This is a genomic window from Bradyrhizobium lupini, from assembly GCF_040939785.1.
In the GTDB taxonomy this organism is placed as follows: Bacteria; Pseudomonadota; Alphaproteobacteria; order Rhizobiales; family Xanthobacteraceae; genus Bradyrhizobium; species Bradyrhizobium canariense_D.
The window spans coordinates 5,205,385-5,229,815 of the sequence record NZ_CP162553.1 but is presented as its reverse complement, the minus strand read 5'-3'; the positions used below and the strand labels follow the sequence as shown (position 1 = coordinate 5,229,815).

The 24,431-nt window shown below is 64.7% G+C and carries 24 protein-coding genes, 1 tRNA gene and 1 pseudogene; 11 read left to right on the top strand and 15 right to left on the bottom strand.

The features are described 5' to 3' along the window. Positions 1 to 77: 77 nt before the first annotated feature. The 5 genes from AB3L03_RS24865 to mnmA form a co-directional block, all read right to left on the bottom strand. The gene (locus tag AB3L03_RS24865; RefSeq protein ID WP_204512184.1) at positions 78 to 347 is read right to left on the bottom strand and encodes a hypothetical protein; all 270 of its coding nucleotides are present in this window, start codon (positions 345 to 347) and stop codon (positions 78 to 80) included. 331 nt (positions 348 to 678) lie between these two features. Beyond that, positions 679 to 755: transfer RNA gene (locus AB3L03_RS24860), tRNA-Met, on the bottom strand. 353 nt (positions 756 to 1,108) lie between these two features. Then, complete coding sequence (locus tag AB3L03_RS24855; RefSeq protein ID WP_063994841.1) at positions 1,109 to 1,465, bottom strand: hypothetical protein; 357 nt, start codon at positions 1,463 to 1,465, stop codon at positions 1,109 to 1,111. Between the two features lie 44 nt (positions 1,466 to 1,509). Continuing rightward, positions 1,510 to 2,148 (bottom strand): class I SAM-dependent methyltransferase, encoded by a 639-nt coding sequence (locus tag AB3L03_RS24850; RefSeq protein WP_204512185.1) that lies wholly within the window; start codon positions 2,146 to 2,148, stop codon positions 1,510 to 1,512. Positions 2,149 to 2,226: 78 nt separating this feature from the next. Further along, the gene (mnmA, locus tag AB3L03_RS24845) at positions 2,227 to 3,408 is read right to left on the bottom strand and encodes a tRNA 2-thiouridine(34) synthase MnmA (RefSeq protein WP_018453891.1); all 1,182 of its coding nucleotides are present in this window, start codon (positions 3,406 to 3,408) and stop codon (positions 2,227 to 2,229) included. Between the two features lie 348 nt (positions 3,409 to 3,756). Here mnmA and AB3L03_RS24840 point away from each other — a divergent pair, with 348 nt between their 5' ends. From AB3L03_RS24840 to AB3L03_RS24795, 10 genes and pseudogenes are all read left to right on the top strand, one after another. Next, positions 3,757 to 5,400, top strand: a complete 1,644-nt coding sequence (locus AB3L03_RS24840) for a flagellar hook-length control protein FliK (protein ID WP_204512186.1) — start codon at positions 3,757 to 3,759, stop codon at positions 5,398 to 5,400. Between the two features lie 13 nt (positions 5,401 to 5,413). Beyond that, positions 5,414 to 6,121 carry a flagellar hook assembly protein FlgD gene (locus AB3L03_RS24835; RefSeq protein WP_018453889.1) on the top strand — a complete coding sequence of 236 codons (708 nt, stop codon included), beginning with the start codon at positions 5,414 to 5,416 and terminating at the stop codon, positions 6,119 to 6,121. Positions 6,122 to 6,483: 362 nt separating this feature from the next. Next, positions 6,484 to 6,759 (top strand): DUF1153 domain-containing protein, encoded by a 276-nt coding sequence (locus AB3L03_RS24830; RefSeq protein WP_002714638.1) that lies wholly within the window; start codon positions 6,484 to 6,486, stop codon positions 6,757 to 6,759. A 192-nt stretch (positions 6,760 to 6,951) separates the two neighbouring features. Then, a pseudogene (fliF, locus tag AB3L03_RS24825) lies at positions 6,952 to 8,558 on the top strand (flagellar basal-body MS-ring/collar protein FliF). 17 nt (positions 8,559 to 8,575) lie between these two features. Next, positions 8,576 to 9,667 (top strand): flagellar motor switch protein FliG, encoded by a 1,092-nt coding sequence (gene fliG / locus AB3L03_RS24820; RefSeq protein ID WP_368507159.1) that lies wholly within the window; start codon positions 8,576 to 8,578, stop codon positions 9,665 to 9,667. Next, the gene (locus AB3L03_RS24815) at positions 9,667 to 10,287 is read left to right on the top strand and encodes a FliH/SctL family protein (RefSeq protein ID WP_007614077.1); all 621 of its coding nucleotides are present in this window, start codon (positions 9,667 to 9,669) and stop codon (positions 10,285 to 10,287) included. The genes fliG and AB3L03_RS24815 overlap by 1 nt, the downstream gene beginning before the upstream one ends. Positions 10,288 to 10,290: 3 nt before the next feature. Then, positions 10,291 to 10,641, top strand: coding sequence for a flagellar motor switch protein FliN (gene fliN / locus AB3L03_RS24810; protein WP_368507158.1), 351 nt, complete (start codon positions 10,291 to 10,293; stop codon positions 10,639 to 10,641). A gap of 44 nt (positions 10,642 to 10,685) precedes the next feature. Further along, positions 10,686 to 12,071 carry a sigma-54 interaction domain-containing protein gene (locus AB3L03_RS24805; protein WP_368507157.1) on the top strand — a complete coding sequence of 462 codons (1,386 nt, stop codon included), beginning with the start codon at positions 10,686 to 10,688 and terminating at the stop codon, positions 12,069 to 12,071. Between the two features lie 290 nt (positions 12,072 to 12,361). Further along, positions 12,362 to 13,612, top strand: a complete 1,251-nt coding sequence (locus tag AB3L03_RS24800) for a vanadium-dependent haloperoxidase (protein WP_018453883.1) — start codon at positions 12,362 to 12,364, stop codon at positions 13,610 to 13,612. Positions 13,613 to 13,777: 165 nt separating this feature from the next. Beyond that, complete coding sequence (locus AB3L03_RS24795) at positions 13,778 to 14,926, top strand: M20 family metallopeptidase (RefSeq protein ID WP_368507156.1); 1,149 nt, start codon at positions 13,778 to 13,780, stop codon at positions 14,924 to 14,926. Between the two features lie 59 nt (positions 14,927 to 14,985). Here AB3L03_RS24795 and AB3L03_RS24790 read toward each other — a convergent pair whose 3' ends face one another. From AB3L03_RS24790 to AB3L03_RS24745, 10 genes are all read right to left on the bottom strand, one after another. Continuing rightward, positions 14,986 to 15,144 carry a hypothetical protein gene (locus AB3L03_RS24790; protein WP_018453881.1) on the bottom strand — a complete coding sequence of 53 codons (159 nt, stop codon included), beginning with the start codon at positions 15,142 to 15,144 and terminating at the stop codon, positions 14,986 to 14,988. Positions 15,145 to 15,239: 95 nt separating this feature from the next. Further along, the gene (locus AB3L03_RS24785) at positions 15,240 to 15,821 is read right to left on the bottom strand and encodes a flavin reductase family protein (protein WP_085395132.1); all 582 of its coding nucleotides are present in this window, start codon (positions 15,819 to 15,821) and stop codon (positions 15,240 to 15,242) included. 32 nt (positions 15,822 to 15,853) lie between these two features. Then, complete coding sequence (locus tag AB3L03_RS24780; RefSeq protein WP_368507155.1) at positions 15,854 to 16,690, bottom strand: ATP-binding cassette domain-containing protein; 837 nt, start codon at positions 16,688 to 16,690, stop codon at positions 15,854 to 15,856. Positions 16,691 to 16,710: 20 nt separating this feature from the next. Continuing rightward, on the bottom strand, positions 16,711 to 17,517 hold the full coding sequence (gene ssuC / locus AB3L03_RS24775; protein ID WP_368507154.1) for an aliphatic sulfonate ABC transporter permease SsuC: 807 nt from the start codon (positions 17,515 to 17,517) through the stop codon (positions 16,711 to 16,713). Continuing rightward, entirely contained in the window at positions 17,514 to 18,680 is a 1,167-nt protein-coding gene (gene ssuD, locus AB3L03_RS24770; RefSeq protein ID WP_368507153.1) for an FMNH2-dependent alkanesulfonate monooxygenase, read from the bottom strand. The genes ssuC and ssuD overlap by 4 nt, the downstream gene beginning before the upstream one ends. 8 nt (positions 18,681 to 18,688) lie before the next feature. Then, positions 18,689 to 19,642, bottom strand: coding sequence for a sulfonate ABC transporter substrate-binding protein (locus AB3L03_RS24765; RefSeq protein WP_368507152.1), 954 nt, complete (start codon positions 19,640 to 19,642; stop codon positions 18,689 to 18,691). A 38-nt stretch (positions 19,643 to 19,680) separates the two neighbouring features. After that, on the bottom strand, positions 19,681 to 20,643 hold the full coding sequence (locus AB3L03_RS24760) for a sulfonate ABC transporter substrate-binding protein (protein WP_368507151.1): 963 nt from the start codon (positions 20,641 to 20,643) through the stop codon (positions 19,681 to 19,683). A gap of 360 nt (positions 20,644 to 21,003) precedes the next feature. Continuing rightward, entirely contained in the window at positions 21,004 to 22,170 is a 1,167-nt protein-coding gene (locus tag AB3L03_RS24755; protein ID WP_368507150.1) for a cytochrome P450, read from the bottom strand. Positions 22,171 to 22,248: 78 nt separating this feature from the next. Continuing rightward, a complete protein-coding gene (locus AB3L03_RS24750; RefSeq protein ID WP_247337666.1) occupies positions 22,249 to 23,037 on the bottom strand; it encodes a helix-turn-helix transcriptional regulator in 789 nt (262 codons plus the stop codon). 111 nt (positions 23,038 to 23,148) lie between these two features. Beyond that, a complete protein-coding gene (locus AB3L03_RS24745; protein WP_085395137.1) occupies positions 23,149 to 23,508 on the bottom strand; it encodes a DUF2200 domain-containing protein in 360 nt (119 codons plus the stop codon). A 321-nt stretch (positions 23,509 to 23,829) separates the two neighbouring features. Between AB3L03_RS24745 and AB3L03_RS24740 the strand changes: the two genes are divergently transcribed. Continuing rightward, a complete protein-coding gene (locus tag AB3L03_RS24740) occupies positions 23,830 to 24,411 on the top strand; it encodes a hypothetical protein (protein WP_085359406.1) in 582 nt (193 codons plus the stop codon). The last annotated feature ends 20 nt before the right edge of the window (positions 24,412 to 24,431 follow it).

The window sequence follows — 24,431 nt, the reverse complement described above, 5'->3', positions numbered from 1 at the left end:
ATCCGTTACGTCGTCCAAGTTTGCCAAAGGCGTTTGAGGCTCGCACGCCATTCGAGCGGCGCGACAGCGCAGGGGACCTAATCGGGACGTGGCGGGCACTCCGGGCACGTATCGCCGATCGAATGCAAAACCTCGCGCACTTGCCCGACGGCCTGATCCGCAGATAAGCCCTCGGGTGGCTCCTGCCTGGCTATATCCAATGCGTGCTCGCGTGCATGCGGGTCGGCCCGGTCCTTCGCCCAGCCATGCTCCTCGCATTCGTAGATGGCGCCCGCCTCCTGCAGCACGCTGAGCGCCCATCCGCGCAGCGTTCGGGTCGCCGGCCGTCTTTCCTTCGTCATCAGCATCGAGCTTGCTCCTGCCCGGACGAATCGTTGGCCCGTCTTCTCGTTCCGAGGCTAGCACGCAGCAGGGATTCGCAATCGGCAGAGCTGAGGTTTGTCCCCGTGTTCCGCGGCTCTGGCACAATCGCGTCGGCTGCAGCACGGCTCAGCCGTAGGGTTCTGCCCGCTGAGAAGCGGCCACGCTTCGACTCCGGGCGCTAAACCGCTAAATGTACCCCGCCGTCTTCCCCTCCGCAGCGCGTAGCTTCATGCTCGCCAGCTTGCGAATTGGTGGGACTAATGTGGTACCAAGAGAGTCCGAGGATCGCAGGTTAGCAGGAAGTGCCTGATTTTTTGGTAGCGGGAGAGGGACTCGAACCCCCGACCCCAGGATTATGATTCCCGTGCTCTAACCAGCTGAGCTACCCCGCCACAGGGTCGCGAGGGCCGAAACAAGCCGATCTCGCGAACGCGCGGCATATAAGGAAGGGGGCGGCGGGCTGTCAATCCGAGTTTGCTTCCGCTTTGGCTAAAGCTTCCGCCTTCGCCAAGGCGACGGCGCGACAAGTCCGCGGACAGGAATGGATGGGTGTGTTTTGGGGCCGAATCTCGGGCCAGATTCGTCATGGCCGGGCTTGTCCCGGCCGTCCACGACCTTTTTCCCGGCCATCCACGACCTTTGCGGGCGGCCACAAAAACGTGGATGCCCGGGACGAGCCCGGGCATGACGACGAGATTGGGATGCGGAACAGGCTCCGCCTACGCCAAGGCTTCGGCGCGACGAGCTATTTCGGCCGCACCGTCGGGTCGCCGCCGGGGCTGCCGGGGGGCGGGATGACGGGCATGGCGCCGTTCGTGCTGGGCGCCGGGGCGTGCATCTCGGGATCTACGCCGGAGGGCGGGCAGAGCACGCCGTCCGATTTTGCCAATTTGTCGCCGAGCGGTTCCCGGGACTGGCCGGTGGTGGTGCCGTCGGCCGAGCGGTTCGGGCGATCCTGCGGCGTGCAATTGGTCGCGTGCTGCGGGGATGGCGGCGCGGTCGCTTGCGGCGGCGTCGCCGGGGCGGGCGGAGCCTGCGCGATCGCGCTGCCGGAGGCGGCGATCAGGAGGCTGGCCAGAATGATGTTTGATGTCGTGCGCATGGGAGGGAAACGCGCGGGTCAGCCCGCGTGTTCCGCACCCCCGATCACGATTTGAGGTAGCGGATCAGCGAAAAGTGGCCCATCGGCGGCATCGGGCGGCGCTCGGCAAGCGTAACGCCGCCGTGTTTTGCGGCCCAGTCGACCAAGCGCTGCCACGGAAATTCCGGGCGCCAGCCAAGGCGGCGAGCAAGCGGCGCAAACGCCAGCTCGGAGAGTTTGCGCAAACCCTTTTCGGCGCCGATGTGGTTGACGAGGATCAGCTCGCCGCCGGGTTTCAAGACGCGCACGAACTCGTCGAGCGTGCCCTCGGGATCGGGCACCGCGGTGATGACGTATTGCGCCACCACCGCGTCGAAGAAGTTTTCGGGGAAGGCGAGGTTCTTCGCATCCATCACCGAGAGCACCTCGACATTGCTCAAGCGCATCGCGCGCACGCGCGATTGCGCCTTGCGCAGCATCGGCTCGGAGATGTCGACCCCGCAAATCTTCGTGGTGCGCGCATAGTCGGAGAGCGACAGCCCGGTGCCGACGCCGACGTCGAGGATGCGGCCGCCGATGCGATCGGCCTCGGCGATGGTCGACTGCCGGCCGGCGTCGAACACCTTGCCGAACACGAGATCATAGACCGGCGCCCAGCGGCCATAGGCCTTCTCGACCCCGGCCCGCGAGATGTCTGCTGCCATGCCCCCTGCCCTGCCTAGATTCTTATTTTGCGCATGATCTGTTCGGAAAACCGCTGCACACTTTTCCGGATCATGCGCTTAGCCGCGGACCGCTTCTGCGAGCGGCCTCGTCGTGCTGCTTGCGGCCTTCGCGGCGGCGCTTTGAATGAAGCCGCCGCCGAGCACGCGGGCCTGGCCGCCAGGTGCGTCGTAGAACACGCAGGCCTGTCCCGGCGAAACGCCCTCTTCGCCGGCGACGAGCTCGACCTCGTAATGGCCGTTCGCGCCGCGCAGCCACGCCGGCTGGGGCGCGCGGGTCGAGCGCACGCGCACGAACATTTCGAGGCCATTGCCGATGGCGCGGTCGATGTCGCCATCGCCGATCCAGTTGACGTCGCGCAACACGATGCGGTGCATCTTCAGCGCCTCGCGCGGGCCGACGACGACGCGGCGGTTGGCGGCCTCCAGCCGCACCACGAACAGCGGCGCGGCGGCTGCGATGCCGAGGCCGCGGCGCTGGCCGATGGTGAAATTGGCGATGCCGTTGTGCCGGCCGAGCACGCGGCCGTCGAGATCGACGATGTCGCCGGGGTCCATCGCGTTCGGCCGCAGGCGGGTGATGATGTCGGTGTAGCGCCCGGTCGGCACGAAGCAGATGTCCTGGCTGTCGTGCTTGTCGGCGACGGCAAGACCGAAGCGCCGCGCCAGCTCGCGCGTCTCGGGCTTGGTCATGTCGCCGAGCGGAAAGCGCAGATAATCGAGCTGCTCCTGCGTGGTCGCGAACAGGAAGTAGCTCTGGTCGCGATCGGCGTCGGCGGCACACACCAGCGCGCGCGAGCCGTCGTCGCGGCGGCGCGAGGCAACGTAATGGCCGGTGGCAAGCGCGGTGGCGCCGAGCTCGCGCGCGGTCTTCAAGAGGTCGCGGAACTTGACCGAGCGGTTGCACTCGATGCACGGCACCGGCGTCTCGCCGAGCGCGTAGCTGTCGGCGAAATTGTCGATGACGGATTCGCGAAAGCGATCCTCGTAGTCGAGCACGTAATGGGGAATGCCGAGCTTGGCGGCGACGTCGCGGGCGTCGTGGATGTCCTGGCCGGCGCAGCAGGCGCCCTTGCGATGGGTCGCCGCACCATGGTCATAGAGCTGCAGCGTGATGCCGACAACGTCGTAGCCTTCCGCCTTCAAAAGCGCAGCCGTCGTCGATGAATCGACGCCGCCTGACATGGCAACGACGACCCTGGTATCCTCAGGACGGCCTTCGAGATCCAGACTGTTGAGCATGGGCCTTAAAGCGTTGTGGACGGCGGCGCTGGGCGATCCGCTGGGTGCTTCCGGCGGGACAAAGGCAATCCCCGGGAACCGAGAGTTCCCGAAGGGCGCGGCCTGCCCGGTCGAAAGCGGTTGAGAGCTCTCTCTTTAATATAGGCGGCCTTCCGGTGAAGCAATCACGGACCCCGCAAGGTTTACGGCAATTCTTGCCGGGGAGGCAGAAATGGCGGGGCTTTGGGAGGCTCCGCGGCGGGGCGCGAATTCGTCAACGCATTGATTTGATTGGATAAAATTCCTACCCACAAGGGTGGCCCGCTCCTTGCTACCTCTCATGGCGAAGATGTTTCCAAGGGGTTGCCTGTGGTCGGTCGAACGTCAGATGTCGTGGCAAGCGTGCAAGTCCCAAGCGCGCAGCAAAAGCCTGCCCGGTCGCAAGCGCCGAAAGACAGGTCCAACGACTCCTTTGGCTCGCTGGTGGACAGCAACACCCAGGCGATCAGCGACAGCGCGGCGTCCTCCGTGCAGGACTCCCCGCGCCGCACCGATTCCTCGTCCTCCGCCTCCGACAAGAGCCCGCGCGATCGCTCAGCGAGCGACCAGTCCTCGCAGAGCAAGGCCAGCGACGACGCCAACAATTCCGCGCCCGCCAAAAACGACATCAAGAACGACGCCAAGAGCGACGCCAAGAACGACTCGACGGCTGATGCGGCCAAGGCTGATAGCAAGACCAAGGACAAGCCGGAGGCGTCCGACGCCAAATCGGCCGACAAATCTGCGGACAAATCCGACGAGACCAATGCGGACAAGGCCGGCGGCATCGATGGCCTCGCCGCCGCCGTCGATACCGCCGCCGCCGCGCAAGTCGACGCGACGCAGGCCGCCGTACCCGATCCGAATGCACTCGTGGTCGCCGTGCCGGTCGATTCCAACGCGGCTGCAAACCAAGTGGCCGGCGCCGCCGCCTCGCCGCTGACGATTGCCGCCGCCGGCATCGCCGCCAGCGCATCTATCGCAGCGCAGATCGCCGGCACCAAGACCGATACCGCGACGCCGGGCGACAAGACCGCCAAGACCGCAAGCGCCAAGGTCGATGCCGACACCTCGGCAGTGCTGGCCGATGCCGCGACCGGGACCACCGATTCGACCGCGGCCGATGCCAAGACCAATGGCGGCCTGATCGCCGCCGTCGACCAGGGCACGCCAAAAACCTCGTTCAAGGCCGCAGTCACTGCGCAAGGCGCGAGCGACGTTTCCAATATCGGCCAGGACACCGGCAAGGCCAACGCCGCGCAGACCTCGGCGACGGCAGCGTCCGCCACCGCGGCGCATCCGCACGCCGACAAGCCGCCGATCGACGCGAACGCGGGCGACACCAAGGCTGGGACTTCCGACCGCACCGCCGATGCGGCACCGGCGACTGCGACACCGCATCCCCATGCGGGCACGCAGGCCGCTGTCCCCACCACCGACACCGGCGCGCAGGCGGCCTCGGCCGTGCAGGCGTCACTGACCAATACGACTTCGGCCGCGACCGCATCGACCGCGACGCTCACGGCGACCGCAGCCACCAATACGGCCATTCCGATCACCGGCGTGCCGATCGAAATTGCCGCCGCCGCACGCGCGGGCAAGACCCGGTTCGACATCAGCCTCGATCCGCTCGACCTCGGCCGCATCGACGTCCGCATCAATGTCGACCGCAACGGACAGGTCACCTCGCATCTCACCGTCGAGAAGCCGGAGACGCTGCAGATGCTGCGGCAAGACGCTCCCCAATTGCAGCGCGCGCTCGACGATGCCGGCCTGAAGACCGGCAGCAACGGGCTGTCCTTCAGTCTGCGCGACCAGAATTCATCGGGCCAGAACTCCGGCCAGAACAACGACAATGGCGGCAATGCCCGCCGGCTGATCGTCAGCGACGAGGACGCAGTTCCCGCGGCCCCGGTCGGGCGCAGCTACGGCCGCATGCTCGGATCGAGCAGCGGCGTCGACATCAGAGTGTGAGGAGTATTCGATCATGACCACCACGAATGCCGCCACCGCCCCGTCCGTCGTCTCGGGCACGACCGACCTGCCGAAATCCTCGTCGAACCCAAGCCTGGGCTCGACCACCGGCGCGACGCTCGCCGGCAACTTCCAGACCTTCCTGACGCTGCTGACGACGCAGCTACAGAACCAGAACCCGCTCGATCCGCTCGACACCAACCAGTTCACCCAGCAGCTGGTGCAGTTCGCCGGGGTCGAGCAGCAGCTCAAGACCAACGACTCGCTGTCCCAGCTCGTCACCCTGCAGCAGACCACGCAGGCGACCCAGGCGCTGGGCTTCGTCGGCAAGACCGCCCTGGTCGACGGCACCACCGGGACCATGACGAATTCGTCGGCGACCTGGCATCTCAACGTGCCGAGCGACGCCACCGTCGACATCACCATCGCCAATGCCAGCGGCCAGACCGTGTTCACCGGCAAATACACCGCCGGCGCCGGCACCGACGTTCCGTTCACCTGGAACGGCCAGGGCAATGACGGCACGCAATGGCCCGACGGCAAGTACACGATCTCGGCCACGGGCAAGGATGTCGCCAACAACAATGTCGGCATCGCTGCGCAGGTGCAGGGCACGGTGTCATCCGTCGACCTGACCCAGTCGCCGCCGCTGCTGACCATCGACGGCGCCAGCTACACGCTGAGCCAGGTCAAGAGCATCATCGCGACGGCCAGCAATTAAAGGCGGAATGCCACTGGATAACGGTGTCGTCCTGGCGAAGCCAGGACCCATTGCCACCGAAAGTCGCTCTGGTTCATAACCCCGAGTCGTCGTAGCGACTCCTCCCTGGGGTAATGGGTCCTGGCTTTCGCCAGGACGACAATTGGGGTCTTGCAGCGCCGCGCGCAGGACCTCTTTCGTTAGTAAAGTATTTACGAACACCCCCTCGGCCCGCCTGGACGTACCGTCCCGCCGGTCGAGACGGCTGCGTTCCAGCCATTTTCAACGAGAATTGTATTGAAGCCTTAGGCTTAGCGGATTTTTAAGCCGGCGCGCGTAGGGTTCCTGAGTGAGTTCAGTGGTTGAGAGTTTGTGAGTACGCCATGACAGAACCCCATCGCCCGAGGGTAAAATACGTCATCGGGCCGGACGGTAGTCCGTTGACGATTGCGGATCTGCCTGCACCCGGCACCAAACGCTGGGTCATCCGCCGCAAGGCCGAGGTCGTCGCCGCAGTTCGTGGCGGTCTTCTCTCCCTCGAGGAGGCCTGCAGCCGTTACACGCTGACGGTTGACGAATTCCTCTCCTGGCAGTTTTCGATCGACCAGCATGGTCTGGCGGGACTTCGCACCACCCGTATCCAACAATATCGCCAGTAGGCAATCCGGAAATCTGCGGCTTTTGACGAAAATCGGCCTCGTCTTGCGAGGCCGATTTTTTTCATGCTTCGTTTTGGCGCGACTTTTGTCGCAGCTCTTAACCTTCGTTAACCATATCGAAACCATCACCTAGGCAATAATTGCCCAGTCGGCCTTTCCTGTGAAAGCAGCCGAATCTGTCGGGGCGGTTGCTTGCAAGGTCTTGCGGACTTTCTGAAGGGTATCGGAGCCGCCCGGTTCGGGGCGATGATCGCGGTCACCGCCGCGCTCGTCGGCTTTTTCGCGTTCGTCATCATGCGCGTCACCACGCCGCAGATGACGACGCTGTTCACCGACCTGAGCGTCGAGGACTCCTCGGGCATCATCAAGGACCTGGAGCGCCAGGGCATCCAGTTCGAGCTGCGCAACGAGGGCACCATCATCATGGTGCCCAAGGACAAGGTCACCCGGCTGCGGATGAAGCTCGCCGAGGGCGGCCTGCCCAAGGGCGGCGGCGTCGGCTACGAGGTGTTCGACAAGTCGGATGCGCTCGGCACCACCTCTTTCGTCCAGAACATCAACCATCTCCGCGCGCTGGAAGGCGAGCTCGCCCGCACCATCCGCGCCATCGACCGCATCCAGGCCGCCCGCGTCCATTTGGTGCTGCCCGAGCGCCCGCTGTTCTCGCGCGAGGCGCCGGAGCCGTCGGCCTCGATCGTGGTGCGGGTCCGCGGCGCGCTGGAAGCCCAGCAGATCCGCGCCATCCGCCACCTCGTCGCCTCGGCCGTGAACGGGCTGAAGCCGCAGCGGGTCTCGATCGTCGACGAGACCGGGCAGCTGCTCGCCGACGGCGCCCAGACCGATCCGGACCAGCAGATCGGCGACGAGCGCCGCACCGCCTTCGAGAAGCGGATGCGCAAGCAGGTCGAGGACATCGTCTCCTCCGTGGTGGGCACGGGACGCGCCCGGGTCCAGCTCTCCGCCGATTTCGACTTCAACAAGGTCACCCAGACCTCGGACAAGTACGATCCCGAAGGCCGCGTGCTGCGCTCGAGCCAGACCCGCGAAGAGCAGAGCATGACCGCCGACAACAACGGCCAGGTCACCGTCAACAACGAGTTGCCGGGCAACCAGCAGAACGGCGGCGTCGCGGCCAAGGACCAGAGCAAGAAGAGCGAAGAGACCAACAATTACGAGATCTCCCGCACCACCAAGACCGAAGTGACCGAGGCCGGCCGGGTCAACCGCATCTCGGTCGCGGTGCTGGTCGACGGCATCTACTCCAAGAACGAGAAGGGCGATCTGGCCTACCAGGACCGCACCAAGGAGCAGCTCGACCGCATCGCCACGCTGGTGCGCTCGGCGATCGGCTTCGATCAGAAGCGCGGCGACCAGGTCGAGGTGGTCAATCTGCGCTTTGCCGATGCCCCCTCCACCCCCTGATCGCCGAGCCGAGCGGCTTACTCGGCATGCTCCAGTTCACCAAGGACGACGTCATGTACTTCGTCGAGCTCGGCGTGATGATGCTGCTCGGCCTGGTCGTGCTGTTCCTGGTGGTCCGGCCGCTGGTCAAGCGCATCCTGGCATCCGACGAAGTCGCAGCCGCCATCTCCGGCGCCCTCACCGGTCCGGCGAGCGACGAGGCCGCGCCTGCCAGCCAGGCGCTCTTGCCGAGCGGCGCCGCGAGCGCGATCGACGTCGCCACCGTCCAGGGCCAGGTCCATGCCCAATCCGTCCATCGCGTCGGCGAACTCGCCGAGCGCAATCCCAACGAGACCGTCGCCATCATCCGCCAATGGCTGACCGAACCCACGAAATAATCGAGAAGTGATCTGATATGGCCGCCGCCCTGCAAAACGCCAATTCCAACGACATCACCAGCGTGATCTCCACGCTCGGTCAGCGTGCGGGCAGCCGCGGAGGCGCGAAGACCGAAGCGGTGGCGGGGCCGAAGCGCGCCGCGATCCTGATGCTGGCGCTCGGCGAGCAATATGGCGGCAAGATCTGGTCGCTGCTCGACGACGACGAGGTGCGCCAGCTCTCCCTGGAAATGTCGACGCTCGGCACCGTCGAGGTCGACACCGTGGAGGACATGCTGCTCGAATTCGTCTCGCGGATGTCGGCCTCGGGCGCGCTGATGGGCAATTTCGACGCCACCGAGCGGCTGCTCCAGCAATATCTGGCGCCCGAGCGCGTCAACGGCATCATGGACGAAATCCGCGGCCCCGCCGGCCGAAACATGTGGGAGAAGCTCTCCAACGTGCAGGAAGAGGTGCTCGCCAACTACCTCAAGAACGAATATCCGCAGACCATCGCGGTCGTGCTGTCGAAGCTGAAGCCGGAACACGCCGCCCGCGTGCTCGGCATCTTCCCCGAGGATCTGGCGCTCGACGTCGTCAACCGCATGCTGAAGATGGAGGCGGTGCAGAAGGAGGTGATCGAGAGCGTGGAGAAGACGCTGCGGACCGAATTCATGTCCAATTTGTCCCAGACCCGCCGACGCGACGCCCACGAGGTGATGGCGGAAATCTTCAACAATTTCGACCGCCAGACCGAAACCCGCTTCATCACCTCGCTGGAAGAGGACAATCGCGAATCGGCCGAGCGCATCAAGGCGCTGATGTTCACCTTCGACGACCTCGTGAAGCTGGATCCCGGCTCCGCCCAGACCCTGATGCGCAACGTCGACAAGGACAAGCTCGGCGTCGCGCTCAAGAGCGCCAATGAGGACGTCCGCAACTTCTTCTTCGGCAACATGTCCTCGCGTGCGGCCAAAATGCTCCAGGACGACATGGCGGCGATGGGTCCGGTCCGCCTGCGCGACGTCGACGAGGCCCAGGCGTTGCTGGTCAACCTCGCCAAGGACCTCGCCGCCAAGGGCGAGATCATGCTGACCAAGAACCGCGCCGACGACGAGCTGGTGTACTGATGGCCGCCCCGGCAAAATTCCTGTTCGACAACGACTTCGCCGCGCCCGACCGGACGCGCGAGAAGGCCGCAACCGCAGCCGAGATCGCCCAGAAGGTGGCGGAAGCCGAGGCGCGCGCCTATCAGGACGGCTTCGCCGCCGGCCAGCGCGAGGCCAAGGCCGAGAGCGACCGCCGTGTCGCGCTCGCCATGGAAGAGATCAACATCGCGATCCGCGGCATCGCCTCGGGCATCGGCAACATCGAATCCAAGATGGAGACCGAGGCGGTCGACGTCGCGGTCGCGGTGGCGCGCAAGCTGTGCGCCGATCTGGTCGCCGCCGAGCCGCTCGGCGAGATCGTCGCGCTGGTCAAGGACTGCTTCTCGCATCTGGTCGCGACGCCGCATCTCGTCGTCCGCATCAACGACGCGCTCTACGATGCCGCGCGCGAGAACATCGAGCGGCTGGCCAGGCAGAACGGCTTTGAAGGCCGGCTGGTGATTCTGGCCGAGCCCGAGATTGCCACCGGCGACTGCCGGATCGAATGGGCCGATGGCGGCGTCGTGCTGGAGCGCGCCGCCATCGCGGCCAAGATCGACGAAATGGTGGGTCGCTACGTTGCGTCCCGCAGGGGGAGTTAAATCATGAGCGACACTGACGGACAGGTCCCGCTGCCCGATCTCAACGGCCCGATGCCGCCTGCCGGCACCGACGTCGGCTACAACGAGGACGAATACGCGACGCGCGCCGCCGCCGACCTCGAGGCCGTATTCGATGTACCGGTGCAGGTCTCGGCCGTGCTCGGCCGCTCCAAGATGGACGTCAGCGAGCTGTTGAAGCTCGGACCCGGGACCGTGCTCGAGCTCGACCGGCGCGTCGGCGAGGCCATCGACATCTACGTCAACAACAAGCTGGTCGCCCGCGGCGAAGTCGTGCTGGTGGAGGACAAGCTCGGCGTGACCATGACTGAAATCATCAAGGCTGAACGCGCCTAAAGCGACGACGCGCGGCAGCGCGACCAGACGGACAGGAGACTGACATGCGGCTTCTCATCGTTGGCACATTGAAGGGCCAGCTCACCACCGCCACCAAGATCGCGATGGCGAACGGCGCCACCGTGACCCACGCCGAGGATAACGAACAGGCGATGCGCGTGCTGCGCGGCGGCAAGGGCGCCGACCTGCTGCTGGTCGACGTCGCCCTCGACATCCGCGACCTCGTGATGCGTCTGGAGGCCGAGCACATCCACGCCCCGATCGTCGCCTGCGGCATCACCAACGACGCCCGCGCCGCGGTTGCCGCGATCCATGCCGGCGCCAAGGAATACATCCCGCTGCCGCCGGACCCGGAACTGATCGCAGCGGTGCTGGCTGCCGTCGCCAACGATTCCCGCGAGCTGGTCTATCGCGACGAGGCGATGGCCAAGGTGATCAAGCTCGCGCAGCAGATCGCGGGCTCGGACGCCTCGGTGATGATCACCGGCGAATCCGGGACAGGCAAGGAAGTGCTGGCTCGCTACGTCCACACCCGCTCGGCCCGCGCCAAGCGCCCGTTCATCTCGATCAACTGCGCCGCGATCCCCGAGCATCTGCTGGAGTCCGAGCTGTTCGGCCACGAGAAGGGCGCCTTCACCGGCGCGATCGCCCGCCGCATCGGCAAGTTCGAGGAGGCAACCGGCGGCACGCTGCTGCTCGACGAAATCTCGGAGATGGACGTCCGCCTGCAATCGAAACTGCTCCGCGCCATCCAGGAGCGCGTGATCGACCGCGTCGGCGGCACCAAGCCCGTCCCGGTGGACATCCGCATCATCGCGACCTCGAACCGCAACCTGGTGGACGCGGTGCGCGAGGGCACGTTCCGCGAGGACCTCTTGTTCCGGCTCAACGTCGTGAATCTGAAGATCCCGCCGCTGCGCGACCGTCCCGCCGACATTCTCGAGCTCGCCCAGCACTTCGTGAAGAGATACGCCGAAGCCAATGGCGTGCCGATGCGCCCGATCTCGGCGGAAGCGCGCCGCGTGCTCTCCACCAACCGCTGGCAGGGCAACGTCCGCGAACTCGAAAACACCATGCACCGTTCGGTGCTGATGGCGCAGGGCGACGAGATCGGCGCCGATGCGATCCTCACGCCCGACGGCGACCGCCTCGACCTCGCCAAAACCGTGCCGGCCGTGGCCCATGCCACCATGGCCGCCGAGCAGGTGACGCGGGCCCTGGTTGGCCGCACCGTCGCCGACGTCGAGCGTGACCTGATCCTGGAGACGCTGAAGCACTGCCTCGGCAACCGGACCCATGCCGCCAATATCCTGGGCATCTCGATCCGTACGCTGCGCAACAAGCTCAACGAATATTCCGACGGCGGCATTCCGATCACGCCAGCGGGAACGCCGGGTGAATATCCACGCATGCCGATGGTGGGGGCGTAGGCGCTCTACGCTGACTGAGAGAAACGAATGCCCGGGCTGGTCCCGGGCATTTTTCTTTGAGAAGAACGCAAAGCAGTCACCACAATCCGTGGCTTCCGGCGAAAGTCAGGATCCATTACTCAGTGCGAACGGTAAGCCACGCCGACCCATTCGGAGCTACTCTTCCGCCGCGTGAAGCAGTTCACAATCAAACCACAACAAGATGGTTAAAGTCCTCGAGCCGCGCGACGTGATGTCGGGCAGAGCCGCATTGGTCTCGCGAAACGTCCTTTACATCGAAAGGGCATCCCATGAAGAACTCGTCGTGGACCATCTTCCGCCTCTCATTGATTGTAACGCTGCTCGCAGCGTCGGCGCCGCTTGCGCGCGCCGACGTGATCATGGATTGGAATGCAAAGGCCGACGCGATCGCCACTGAAAAGCAAATCCTTCCAGCGCCCCACAGCCGTGCCTTGTCTATGATGCACGTCGCGATGTTCGAGGCGGTCAACGCGATCGATCGCCGGTACGCGCCTTACAAGCTTGCCCTATCCGCGGATCGTTCGACGTCGCGGGAAGCTGCGGCCGCAGTTGCGGCTCACGACGTGCTGCTGTCGCTCTATCCGGACCTCAAGCCGGAGCTGGATGCGGCGCTGACGAGTTCTCTGGTGCCGATCGCCGACGGCGAGTCCAAGATCGCGGGCATCGGCCTCGGCAAGGAGGCCGCGATGCAGATCATCGCGCTTCGTGAGAACGATGGCAGCGCCGCCCTTGAAACTTACCGGCCCCTGACAACGGCGGGTGCCTACGTTCCGACGACCGTCCCGCTGTTCTCGATCGCGGGCGCGACGACGCCCTGGGTCATGACGTCCGGATCTCAGTATCGCCCCGGCCCGCCGCCGGCGCTCGGTTCAGAGCTGTGGACCCGGGACGTCAACGAAATCCGCGAGGTCGGCAGCCGAACAAGTGTGATCCGGACGCCCGAGCAAACCACGGTCGGTCGATTTTGGTTCTTTGTCGGTGCCCGCACCTACAATCCGATCGTGAGGCAGGCGGCAACGGCCAAGGGCATGGATCTCGTCGACTGCGCCCGGCTGTACGCGCTGACCTCAATTGCCGGCAACGACGCCTTCGTCGCCGTTTTCGACGCGAAGTACCACTACAATTTCTGGCGGCCGATCACGGCCATACGCAACGCCGACCTGACATCGAACGCAGCGACGCCTCGCGACGCATCTTGGCTGCCGCTGGGGGACACGCCGATGCATCCGGAATATCCCTGTGCTCACTGCATTACGTCGGCAGCGATTTCGACCGTGCTCCAGACCATCGTTGGAGATTTCGGCGAGTTCTCGGTGACCAGCCCCACGGCACCAGGCGTCACCCGCAAATGGACGCGGCTCCAGGACTATAGCGACGAAGTCTCCAACGCCCGTATCTGGGCCGGCTTTCACTATCGGTTCTCGACCGAGATCGGCAAGGAGATGGGCCGGAAGATCGGCGCGCTGACCGTCGCCACGCAGCTTCGCGGCGTGGAAGCGATGGCGGAGCCGAGGCGTTAGCCGGTTGCCACACGCTCAACTTCGTTCTGGCGAAAGCCGGGACGACGTGGAAGGCACGGTGCGTCCAATTCCGTGGACCGGCGACATGGCCGCACCGCGTTCTCCGACTAGGTCACACCGGCGCCAGGCCCTATAAGCCCGCGTGAGAACCACGCGAGGGTCAACATGTCTCAAGCTCAAATCACGGACTGGCTGGCGACGCAACGGCAGGCGATGATCGACCTGCTGCGCGATGTCGTGAACATCGATTCCGGATCCTATGACAAGGAAGGCGTCGATGCGGTCGGGGCGCGGTTCGAGCAGCATTTCGCCGAGCACGGCATTCCGTTCCGGCGCGAAAGCCACGCCACATTCGGCGATGCCATCCACGCCGAAGTGGCAAAGCCCGGCAGCAACGAGAAGCCGGTGCTGTTGATGGGGCATCGTGACACCGTGTTCGGCAAGGGCGAGGCCGGACGGCGTCCGTTCACGATCCAGGGCAGGCGCGCTTATGGTCCCGGTGTTGCCGACATGAAGTCCGGCGTCGTCATGAACATATTCGTGGCAACCGCCTTCCACAAATTCGGCGGCAACCCGCACCCGATCAAGCTGCTGATCACCTCGGACGAGGAGATCGGCTCGCCCTCCTCGCGGCCGGTGATCGAGCGCGAAGGCCGAACCGCGCGCGCCGTGTTCAATTCCGAGCCGGGCCGTCCGACCGGCAATATCGTCACGGGACGCAAGGGCGGCATCTTCATGCATGTCGCGATCACCGGCAAAGCCGCGCATTCCGGCGCCAATTTCGCCGCCGGCGTCAGCGCGATCGGCGAGCTCGCGCACAAGATCGTCCATATCCACGCGCTGACTGATCTCGACAAGGGCATCACGCTCAATGTCGGCCTCGTCTCGGGCGGGCAGTCCGTCAACACGACGGCGCCTTACGCCGAAGGACAGATCGACCTGCGCTACGTCGATCCGGCGGACCGCGCGAGGGTGATGGCCGCGATCGAGACCATCGTCGCGACGTCCTACGTTCCTGGCACCAGCGCGACGCTGACGGTCAAAGGCGAGTTCGTGGCGGTGGTACAGAGCGCCGATTCAAGGGCGCTGTTCGAGAACTATCAGGCCGCCGCAAGGCAGGCCGGCCTCACCACGCTCCAGGGCGAGTTCTCCGGCGGCTGCGCCGATTCCGGCTTCACCGCCGCGGTCGGGACGCCGACCATCTGCGGGCTCGGCCCGGTCGGCGGGCTCGCGCACACGCCGGAGGAATATCTCGAGCTCGACAGCATCGTGCCGCGCGCACAGGCGCTGGCGCTGGCGATCTTGCGGGGATAGTCGCCCGCACTCCGCCGTCATGCCCGGACTTGTCCCGGCCATGACGAATTGAAGAGCCGTCACGAATAGCTCGGCGCATCCGGCCTGCGGAAGATCTGGATGGGGTCGCCCGGCACGATCGGATGGCCGCTGAACATCGCGTAGGCGTAGAGCGCGAGATAGGCGATCGCGAGCGCGCCGACCGCGTAGAAGGCCCAGGTCGCGACGCGTTTCATCATTGCGCTCCATTGCTGTCCCGGCGGGAGGCTCAGGCAGCGCTTCTAGAGCGATGACGGGGAAAAGGCCAGCCTGCACGGCCCGTCGCCGGCGGCGATCAAATGCCGCGGCGGACGTGGCTGGGAAGGCTGACGTCCGCAAGCCTGACGGCGTCTTCGTCCTGATCCACCGTCACATACTGACCGTGCCAATAGGCCAGCGCAGCGTTGCGGATCGAATTCCTGACGTCTCGCACCCGCCCGATGATGATGCCGTGCGAATGGCGCTCGAAGATCTCCTCGACCTCGCAGTCGACGGCGGACAATGCGCCGACCAGCAGCGGAACACCCGAGACCGCGGTCACCCATCTGGCGCCCGCGAAACGATCGGCGCCCTTAAGCCCGCCCTTGCCGGCAAAGCGCTCGGCGATGTCGAGCTGATCGGCCGCGAGGATGTTCACGCCGAAAGCGCCGTGGCGGCGGATCAGCGGGAAGGAGGAGGCGTCGCGGTTGATGCTGACGATCAGCGTCGGCGGATCGACCGAGAACGAGCTGACCGAGGTGACCGTCATGCCGGTGATGTCCTTGCCCCGTCCGGCGGTGATGACGCTGACGCCGCCGGTAAGGTGGCGCATGGCGCCGCGGAAATCGGCGGAGGAGACGGCATTTTCGGTCATGAGATCGCGGGGCACTACATTCATGGCATCGTCCCCAAGCGGGGGTCCCTGTCTATCTAGGTACGATCGTCCGCCGACAAAAGGTGGCTCAGGATCGAGCCTTCGAGACCCGCGAGCTCGGCCGAGCCGCGTTCGCGCGGTCGGGCCGTGTTAACCACAACGTCGTGGGCGATCCGCCCTTCCTCGATCACCAGCACCCGGTCGGCCAGCGCGACCGCCTCGGCGACATCGTGGGTCACCAGGATCGCGGTAAAGCCCTGGTCGCGCCAGACGCGCTCCAACAACCGCTGCATCGAGATGCGGGTCAACGCGTCCAGCGCGCCAAGCGGCTCGTCGAAGGCGAGCACACGGGGACGCGAGACCAACGCGCGGGCAAGAGCTACGCGCTGCTTCTGGCCGCCCGACAGTACCGAGGGCCACTGGTCGCGCTTGTCGGTCAGTCCGACTTCGGTCAACGCCTTATCGGCGCGTGTATGCGCATCACTGGATGAACGATCGCGGCCGAGACCGACCTCGACATTGGAGAGAACGCGGGCCCAGGGCAGCAGCCGAGGCTCCTGGAACATCACGCGGATATCCTCGGGCTTCACCGCGTCACTGAGCGAGATGCTGCCGGCGTCGAACTTCTCCAGGCCGGCGATGAGGCGCAGCAGCGTGCTCTTGCCGCAGCCGCTTTTTCCGACGATGGCAACGAACTGGCCGGCGGGGATGTGTAGGTCGATGCCGCGCAGCACCTCGTTGTCGCCATAGGATTTACGCAAGCCGCGGATGCTGAGCGGCAGGCCGCTCGCTTGCACCGGGCGCTCCTCGCGCACGACGCGGGCGTGAGGCGCGAAATTGGCCCGGCTGGCGAGCTCGATGTCGGGAAGGGAGGTACGAAGGGCTGTCTGCATGTGATTCCCAGTATTTCTTCTCAACGTTTCAAATAAGCGGGGTGCCAGGAGAGCGTGAGGCGCTCCAGCACGCGGGAGGCGCTGTCGGCGAGCTTGCCGAGTAGCGCGTAGATCAGGATCGAGAGCACCACGACGTCGATCAGCATGAACTCGCGCGCCTGCATCGCCATGTAGCCGAGGCCCGAAGACGCCGCGATGGTCTCGGCGACGATCAGGGTCAGCCACATGATGCCGAGTGCGAAGCGGATGCCGACGAAGATCGAGGGCAGCGCGCCCGGGAAGATCACCCGGCGAAACAGCTCGCCGTCGCTCATGCCGTAGATGCGGCCCATCTCGATCAGCTGGGGATCGACGGTGCGGATGCCGTGCAGCGTATTGAGGTAGATCGGGAAGAACACGCCGAGCGCCACCAGGAACAGCTTCGCGCTCTCGTCGATGCCGAACCACAGGATGACCAGCGGGATCAGCGCCAGATGCGGCACGTTGCGCACCATCTGCAGCGTTGTATCCGTGAGCTTGGCCGAGAGCTGCGACAGGCCATTGGCGAGGCCGAAGGCAAAGCCGATGCTGCCGCCGATCAGGAAGCCGATCGAGGCGCGCCAGAATGAAACCCAGATGTTGCGAACGAGCTCGCCGGAGAGCAGCAGCTTCCAGCCCGCAAGCAAGACGTCGCTCGGCGCCGGCAGCACCCGCGTCGGCACGAAGCCGGTGACGCTTGCGACCTGCCAGATCGCGATGATGGCGAGCGGCACGATCCACTGGATCAGGCTATCGACGCGCGGCAGGCGCAAACTGCGGGGAAGTGAAACGCTGTCGATCAGGCTCATGACTGCGACACCTTCTGTTGCGGACGGAAGTCGCTGCCGACCGTTTCACCAAAAGGACCACCGTTGAAGTGCAGCCTGGTCACGTTGCTGGGCTGCTCCAGCGAGAGCAGCGGGAACACCAGCTCGGCGAAACGATAGGCTTCCTCCAGATGCGGGTAGCCCGACATGATGAAGGTATCGATGCCAATGTCCTGATACTCCTTGATACGGGCCGCGACCGTCTGGGCGTCGCCGACCAGCGCCGTGCCGGCGCCACCGCGCACGAGGCCGACACCGGCCCATAGGTTCGGAGCGATCTCGAGCTTGTCGCGCTTGCCGCCGTGAAGCTGCGCCATGCGCTGCTGGCCAACCGAATCCATCCGCTCAAAGTTCTTCTGCGCGGTCGCGATGGTCTCGTCGCTGACATGTTTGATCAGCTCATTGGCCGCTCGCCAAGCCGCGTCATTGGTCTCGCGGACAATCACGTGGAGCCGGATGCCGAAGGATAGTTTTCGACCGCGAGCTGCTGCGACCTCCCTCACCCTCGCGATCTTCTCGGCTACCAAGGCCGGCGGTTCGCCCCAGGTCAGATATTTGTCGACGGTGTCGACGGCGACGTCGATGCCGGCATCCGACGAGCCGCCGAAATAGAGCGGCGGACGCGGCGACTGCACCGGAGGAAACAGCAGCTTTCCGCCTTCGACATGGATGTGCTTGCCCTCGACATTGACGGTCTTGCCGGCGAGCAGCTCGCTATAGACGCTGAGGAACTCGCGGGTAACCTCGTAGCGCTCGTCATGGGCGAGGAAGATGCCGTCGCCCTTGTTCTCGACGGGATCGCCGCCGGTGACGACGTTGACCAGAAGCCGGCCGTTGGTGATGCGGTCGAGCGTCGCGGTCATGCGCGCGGCCACGCTCGGCGATTGCAGGCCGGGCCTGACCGCCACGAGATAGCGCAGCCGCTCGGTGAACGGCGCGACCGAGGAGGCGACGATCCAGGAATCCTCGCAAGACCGCCCGGTCGGCAGCAGCACGCCGAAATAGCCGAGCTGGTCGGCGGCCTGCGCGATCTGGCGTAGATAGTTGAAATTGACCTCGCGGCCGCCGATGCCGGTGCCGAGATAGCGGCCGTCGCCGTGGGTCGGCAGGAACCAGAGGATGTTGGCGTTCGTTTGCTTGCTCATTTGCTTGCTCATGATCCTGGCTTCCGCGCCACGTCGGAAATCTTGATGGATTTGGGGATCAGGTTGAGCGCGAAGAACGCGTCCGCAACCTGCTGCTGATCGGCGATGACGGCATCGGTCAGCGGCTTGATGCCGTAGGATTGCCGCTTCAGCGCGACCTCGACCACCGGGACTGACAGGCCGATCGAGGGCGCCAGCTGCTCGGCAACCGCGTGGATATCGCCCTTGGCCCAATCGTCGACTGCGCTCAGCTCGGCCAGCACGGCGTCGACGATCTCAGGATGGGCTTCGAGGAATTTCTTCGAGGAAAAATAGAACTGGTAGTTGGCGACGATGCCGGTGCCGTCGGTAAGCGTGCGGGCGCTGGTGGCGGCTTCCGCGGCGGCCTGGAACGGATCCCAGATCACCCATGCATCGACTGCGCCGCGCTCGAAGGCGGCGCGCGCATCGGCTGGTGCGAGAAACACCGGCTCGATCTCGGAATATTTGACGCCGGCTTTCTCCAGCGCCTTGACCAGGAGGTAGTGGACATTGGAGCCCTTGTTGAGCGCGACCTTCTTGCCCTTGAGATCGGCGATGGATTTCAGCGGGCTGTCCTTCGGCACCAGGATCGCCTCGCCTTTCGGCGCCGGCGGCTCGTAGGCGACGTACTCAATCGGTGCGCCGGCGGCCTGCGCGAAGATCGGCGGGGCTTCTCCGGTGTTGCCGAAATCGATCGCGCCGACATTGAGCGCTTCGAGCAGCGGCGGGCCGGAGGGGAATTCGGTCCACACCACCTTGTAGCCGTCGGCCGCGAGTTTCGGCTCCAGCGTGCCCTTGCTCTTGAGCAGCACCAGCTTGCCGTATTTCTGATAGCCGATGCGGACCACCTTGTCCTGACCGTAGGAGGTGCCGACCGCGGCGGCGACGATGCCGATCGACAGCACGATGGCTGCGATCAGACGCTGGATGATACGCCTCATGTTCAAACCCTTTTGAATGGGAAGGCTGGTTGGCACGATCAGGCTGCCGGGTTGCGCCAGACGATGTCGCGGATCACGATCGGCTTCGGGATCAGGCCGAGCCTGTGGAAGCGGTCGGCGACACCCTGCTGAGTCGTGACGATGTCGTCGGTGACCGGGCCGACCACGAAATTCGCGCGATTGGCGGCGACGGTCTGGATGTCCAGTGGAACGCCGGTGACCGCGGCGAGCGATTTGGCGACCTCGTCGCGGTGCTGTTCGGCCCATTGACCAGCCGCGGTCGTCACATCGATGATCTGCTGCAGGATGGCGCCGTGATTCCTGGCGAATTCGCGGTTGGCGATGAAGAAGGAATTGGTCTTGGTGACTTCGCGCGCATTGATCAGGATGCGGCCGCCCTGCTTGGTCTCGCCGATCGCGAAATACGGATCCCAGATCGCCCACGCCTCGATGCTGCCATTGGCAAAGGCGGGCCCGGCATCCGGCGGCGTCAGATAGACCGGCGTGATATCGGCATAGGTCAGGCCGGCTTTCTCGAGCGTCTGCACCACGATGTTGTGGGCGCTGGAGCCCTTGGTGAAGCCGACGCGCTTGCCTTTCAAGTCGGCGATGCCGCGGATCGGCGAATCCTTCGGCACCAGGATGCCCTGCCCGTTGGTGATGGGCTGGCCGGCGGCATAGACGATCGCCGCGCCCGCGGCCTGGGCGAACACCGGCGGGGAGTCGCCGACCGCGCCGAAATCGATGCTACCGACATTCATTGCCTCCATCATCGGAGGCCCCGACGAGAACTCGACCCATTTCACGTCGATGCCCAGGGGCGCGAAATGCTTTTCCAGGGCGGCCTGCTGACGCGTGATAACCAGCACGCCGGTCTTCTGGTAGCCGACACGAACGTCCTTCACCGCGCCTTGTGACGTTGCTTGCGCGTTGGCGTGCGAAACGAATGCGGCGGCTGCCGCAGTTCCAACGGATAGTTTGAGAAAATCCCGACGTTGCATCCGACACTCCCGGCCGCGTGCGGCCGTCCTTCATTCGTGCTCGGGAATGATGGGGCGGCTTATCGGAGGTGTCGAGACGCGCGGAAAAATAGCGATGCATGCACTGCGCACCTGGCGGAGCGCATGATTAATCTTTCGATCCACGGAGCGAACGCAGGGGATATTTTTCCGCACGCGAATGTGAAAAACGCACGCAACCGAGCCGAGAAATTAAAAATCGCGAAAACAACCCCATGCACAGTAGCCGGGGCGCGCGAAAACAATGACTTACGCTTATCCGAAATTGACCTTGACTCGTCGGGCAAAACAGGAGCAGGATGGCATCGTGGCGGCGTTGCGGATGGACCGGTCCCTGCCGGCCTAATGCAGCCATCTCACCGGTAGATTCTGCAGCCCGCGAAAGGCCCATCCGCCGATCCGTACCGGCTCGTCGTCGGCGGTCTCGAGCCGGCCGGCACGGGCGAACAAGATCGGCAGTGCGACGTCGGCAATCATGGCGCGGGAGGCCCAGGCGCCGGCACAGAAATGCGGACCGGCGCCGAACGCGACGCTCTTGGCCGTATCACGCCGCACGTCGAACTGGTCGGCGCGTTCAAAGTGCTTCTCGTCGCGATTGGCGGAGCCGAACATGAGGAATACGCGTTCATCGGTTTCGAAGGCGACGTCGCGGATCGACCACGGCTTTGCGATGCGCCGCGGCGACATGCCGATCGGCGAGATCCAGCGGGCATATTCCTCGAAGGCCTGGAGCCACGTCACCTCGCCCTTGCGCACGAGATCGAGCTGGTCGGGATGGGTCAGCAGCGCCCACACCGTGCCGGCGATCGCCTTGCGCGGCTCGTTCTGGCCGCCGGAGATCGCGAGCTTGACGTTGGCGCGCACGCTCTCCATCGCCATGCCGGACGCGAGGAGCACGCCGAGGATACTCTGGTCGGGATGCTTGCGCATCACCGGCAGGATGTCGTCGATCGCGGCATCGATGCCCGACGTCGCCGCATGGCAACGCGCCTCGACGGCCGCGTCGCCGCTGTAATTGGCGATGCCCTCGATCATGCCCTGTGACCAGGCGTCCATGTCGGCAAAGCCGATATTGGTGAGGCCGGTGATCGACTTCAGGCATTCGCCTGAGAACGGCAACGCGAAGTCGCGCATGAAATCGATTCGCCCGGGCGCGATCGCGTCGATGATGCGATCCGCATGGGCCTGGAACAGCGCGGTCCAGTGCGCCTTCACCGTCTTCGGCGACACCGTTGGAAACATCGCGCGGCGCTCGACCTGATGCGCCTCGCCGTCCTTGCGCATCATGTTGTGGCCCATCAGCCGGTTCATCAGGCCCGCGGGCTGGTGCGAGGAGAACACGTCGATCTGCTTCTCGGAGATCGAGATGTCGTCGCGGCTGGTCAGCAGCGTCGAGCCCAGCTGCGGCACGAAGGCGATCGGCGCCTCCTTGCGCATCTTGGCGAGCATCGGATAGGGATCGGCCCAGAATGCGGCCGGGTCGATGTCGATGCGCGGCGCGGTGCTCAAGCTTCGCTCCATTGCTGGTTAGCCGCCAAGGCTAGCGGCTTCACGAGGCGCCGTCTGTCCCCAGCGATTGGGACAGCTTCAGTTCAGGCTGCGCGGGCCGGCGAGCAGGCGCAGCACGATCGCAAACAGCTCGCTTTGTGACGAGATGCCGAGCCGCTCATAGGCGCGCTTGCGATAGGTTAGCGTCGAATGCAGGCTGATGCCGAGCGTCTGCGAGATCGCCTCGGAGCTGAAGCCGGAGAGGATGCGCCGGCAAACGTCCTGCTCGCGCGGGGTGAGGCTGGCGAGCGGCGCGCGCGTCGCGAAGAGCGCGGCGAGAGACTGCTCGGTCGTCGCAGCCGAGCCGTGCTGGAAATGGCGTGCCACGCTCGCACTGATGGCCGGTGCGATGGCCTGAAGCCGCGCACGCTGGGGGGCGCTGAAGCGGCCCTGGACAGCGATGCGATAGAAATTGACGTAGAAGCAGGTGTCGTCGACCCAGATCGCGGTCGCGCATTTGTCGACGATGCCGGAATCCACAAAGAACATTTTTCGGTAGCGGGCGCCGTACATGCGCGGCGCGAAGGCGGGCAGCACGAGCGTGGCGCGGCCCTCACCTTCGAACAGCGCATCGCGGTTGGGATCGGATTGGTGGAACTGGCCGGCATAGGCAGCGCCGAGATCGCCGCCGATCGGGATGTTGCCGGCATCGAGCAGGCAGTGTGCGGCGCCCGCGCGGCTCAGCGCGAACACCATGCAATGCCCGACCCCGGCCTGCCGACGCAGTGTATCGATCAGGACATCAGGAAAATCCGGACGACCGATGGCAAGCACCGCGGGTGTGACATCGCCAGCCGCCGGCTTTGCGGGCGTCCCGTGAGGGCGCATCGTTTTCTCCCCATCGCCTTTTGACGAAATTTATCAGCAATGGCCGCGCAGCGGAAGGCGGGTGTCGCCCGATATCTCCTGCCACGTCGCCGAGCCGGCGGACGAAGGGGCTCAGGAAGCACTTTTGCGCAGAATCCTGTCCATTGCTTTTCCCTTCGCCAGCTCATCGATCAGCTTGTCCAGGTAGCGGATCTCTCGCATCGTGGGTTCTTTGACGTCCTCGACCCGGACGCCGCAAACCACGCCTGTGATCAGGGTTCGCGAAGGATTGATCTTGGGGGCCTTCGCAAAGAAGGTTTCAAAGTCCGTCCCCTGCTCCAGTTGAGCTTCCAGTTCGTTCTGACCATAGCCTGTCAGCCAGGAGATGACCTGATCAACCTCCGTTTTGGTGCGCCCTTTCTTCTCCGCCTTCGCAACGTAAAACGGGTAAACGCTTGCGAAGCTGGTGGTATAGATCCTGTGTTTCGCCATGACCACTCCATGGATCACTCGCTGCGGCCGAAGGCCGATACGATATCATCGATGGAGTTGCCTGTAGAGGTTCTGACTGAGAAGCCCCGCGAAGCAATATACGGCGGCAAATGCGCTCCATCAAAGCGCCCGTGATATCGGTCACTGAGCGTTCAAGGCAGTTGCGGCACTCTGCATCGTGCCAGCGCAATCACCTTCCGGGCGGCCGCTGAGGTGACTGTCTCGACAGTGTTTTGCCGGCATCCCCTGCTAGGTTAGCAGAATTCGCACCCAGCAGGGTATGCTCGGATGTGAAGCTTACTCCAAGGCAAAGGCGCAGCTATGTTCAAGGTCGAACCCACGCTTGAAAATCTCGCATCGCATATCCAGCGGCAGGACCGGTCGCTGAAGGCTATGAGTTGGAGCGTTTTGGGGGCTACGATCCTGGCGGCTGCGGCGATCATTTCATCGCAATGGCATGCGACCGCTAATGCCGATACAGTCAAGGCCAAGACCCTGTCTGTGGAAACAATTGCCTTGCGAAATGGCACCGGCAAAATCGTCGCCTTGATCTCATCCACTTCCGACGGAACGCCGCACATCTCGCTCTTGGATAGCCGCGAGAAGGTGCGTCTCAGCATCGGGCTTCGCCAGGATGGCGTACCTTCGGTGTCGCTCCTCGATACGGAGCAGGGTCAGCGGGCAGTGCTGTCCCTGAACGATCATCAGGATGCGTCCTTGACGATGTACAATGCTGCAAAACTTCCCCGTGCGACGCTCGCTGTGGACTCCGTCAGCTCGGGTCACATGGTTCTCTTCGGGACCGGCGGTGGTCTAAACTTCTCCGCTTTGGATGGCCGCGTGCAGTGGACTCCGGTGGGCGGAGCCGTTCAGAACATCCAGACGAAAACCGAATCCAAATAAACTCAGCCGGCCGCAGCGGC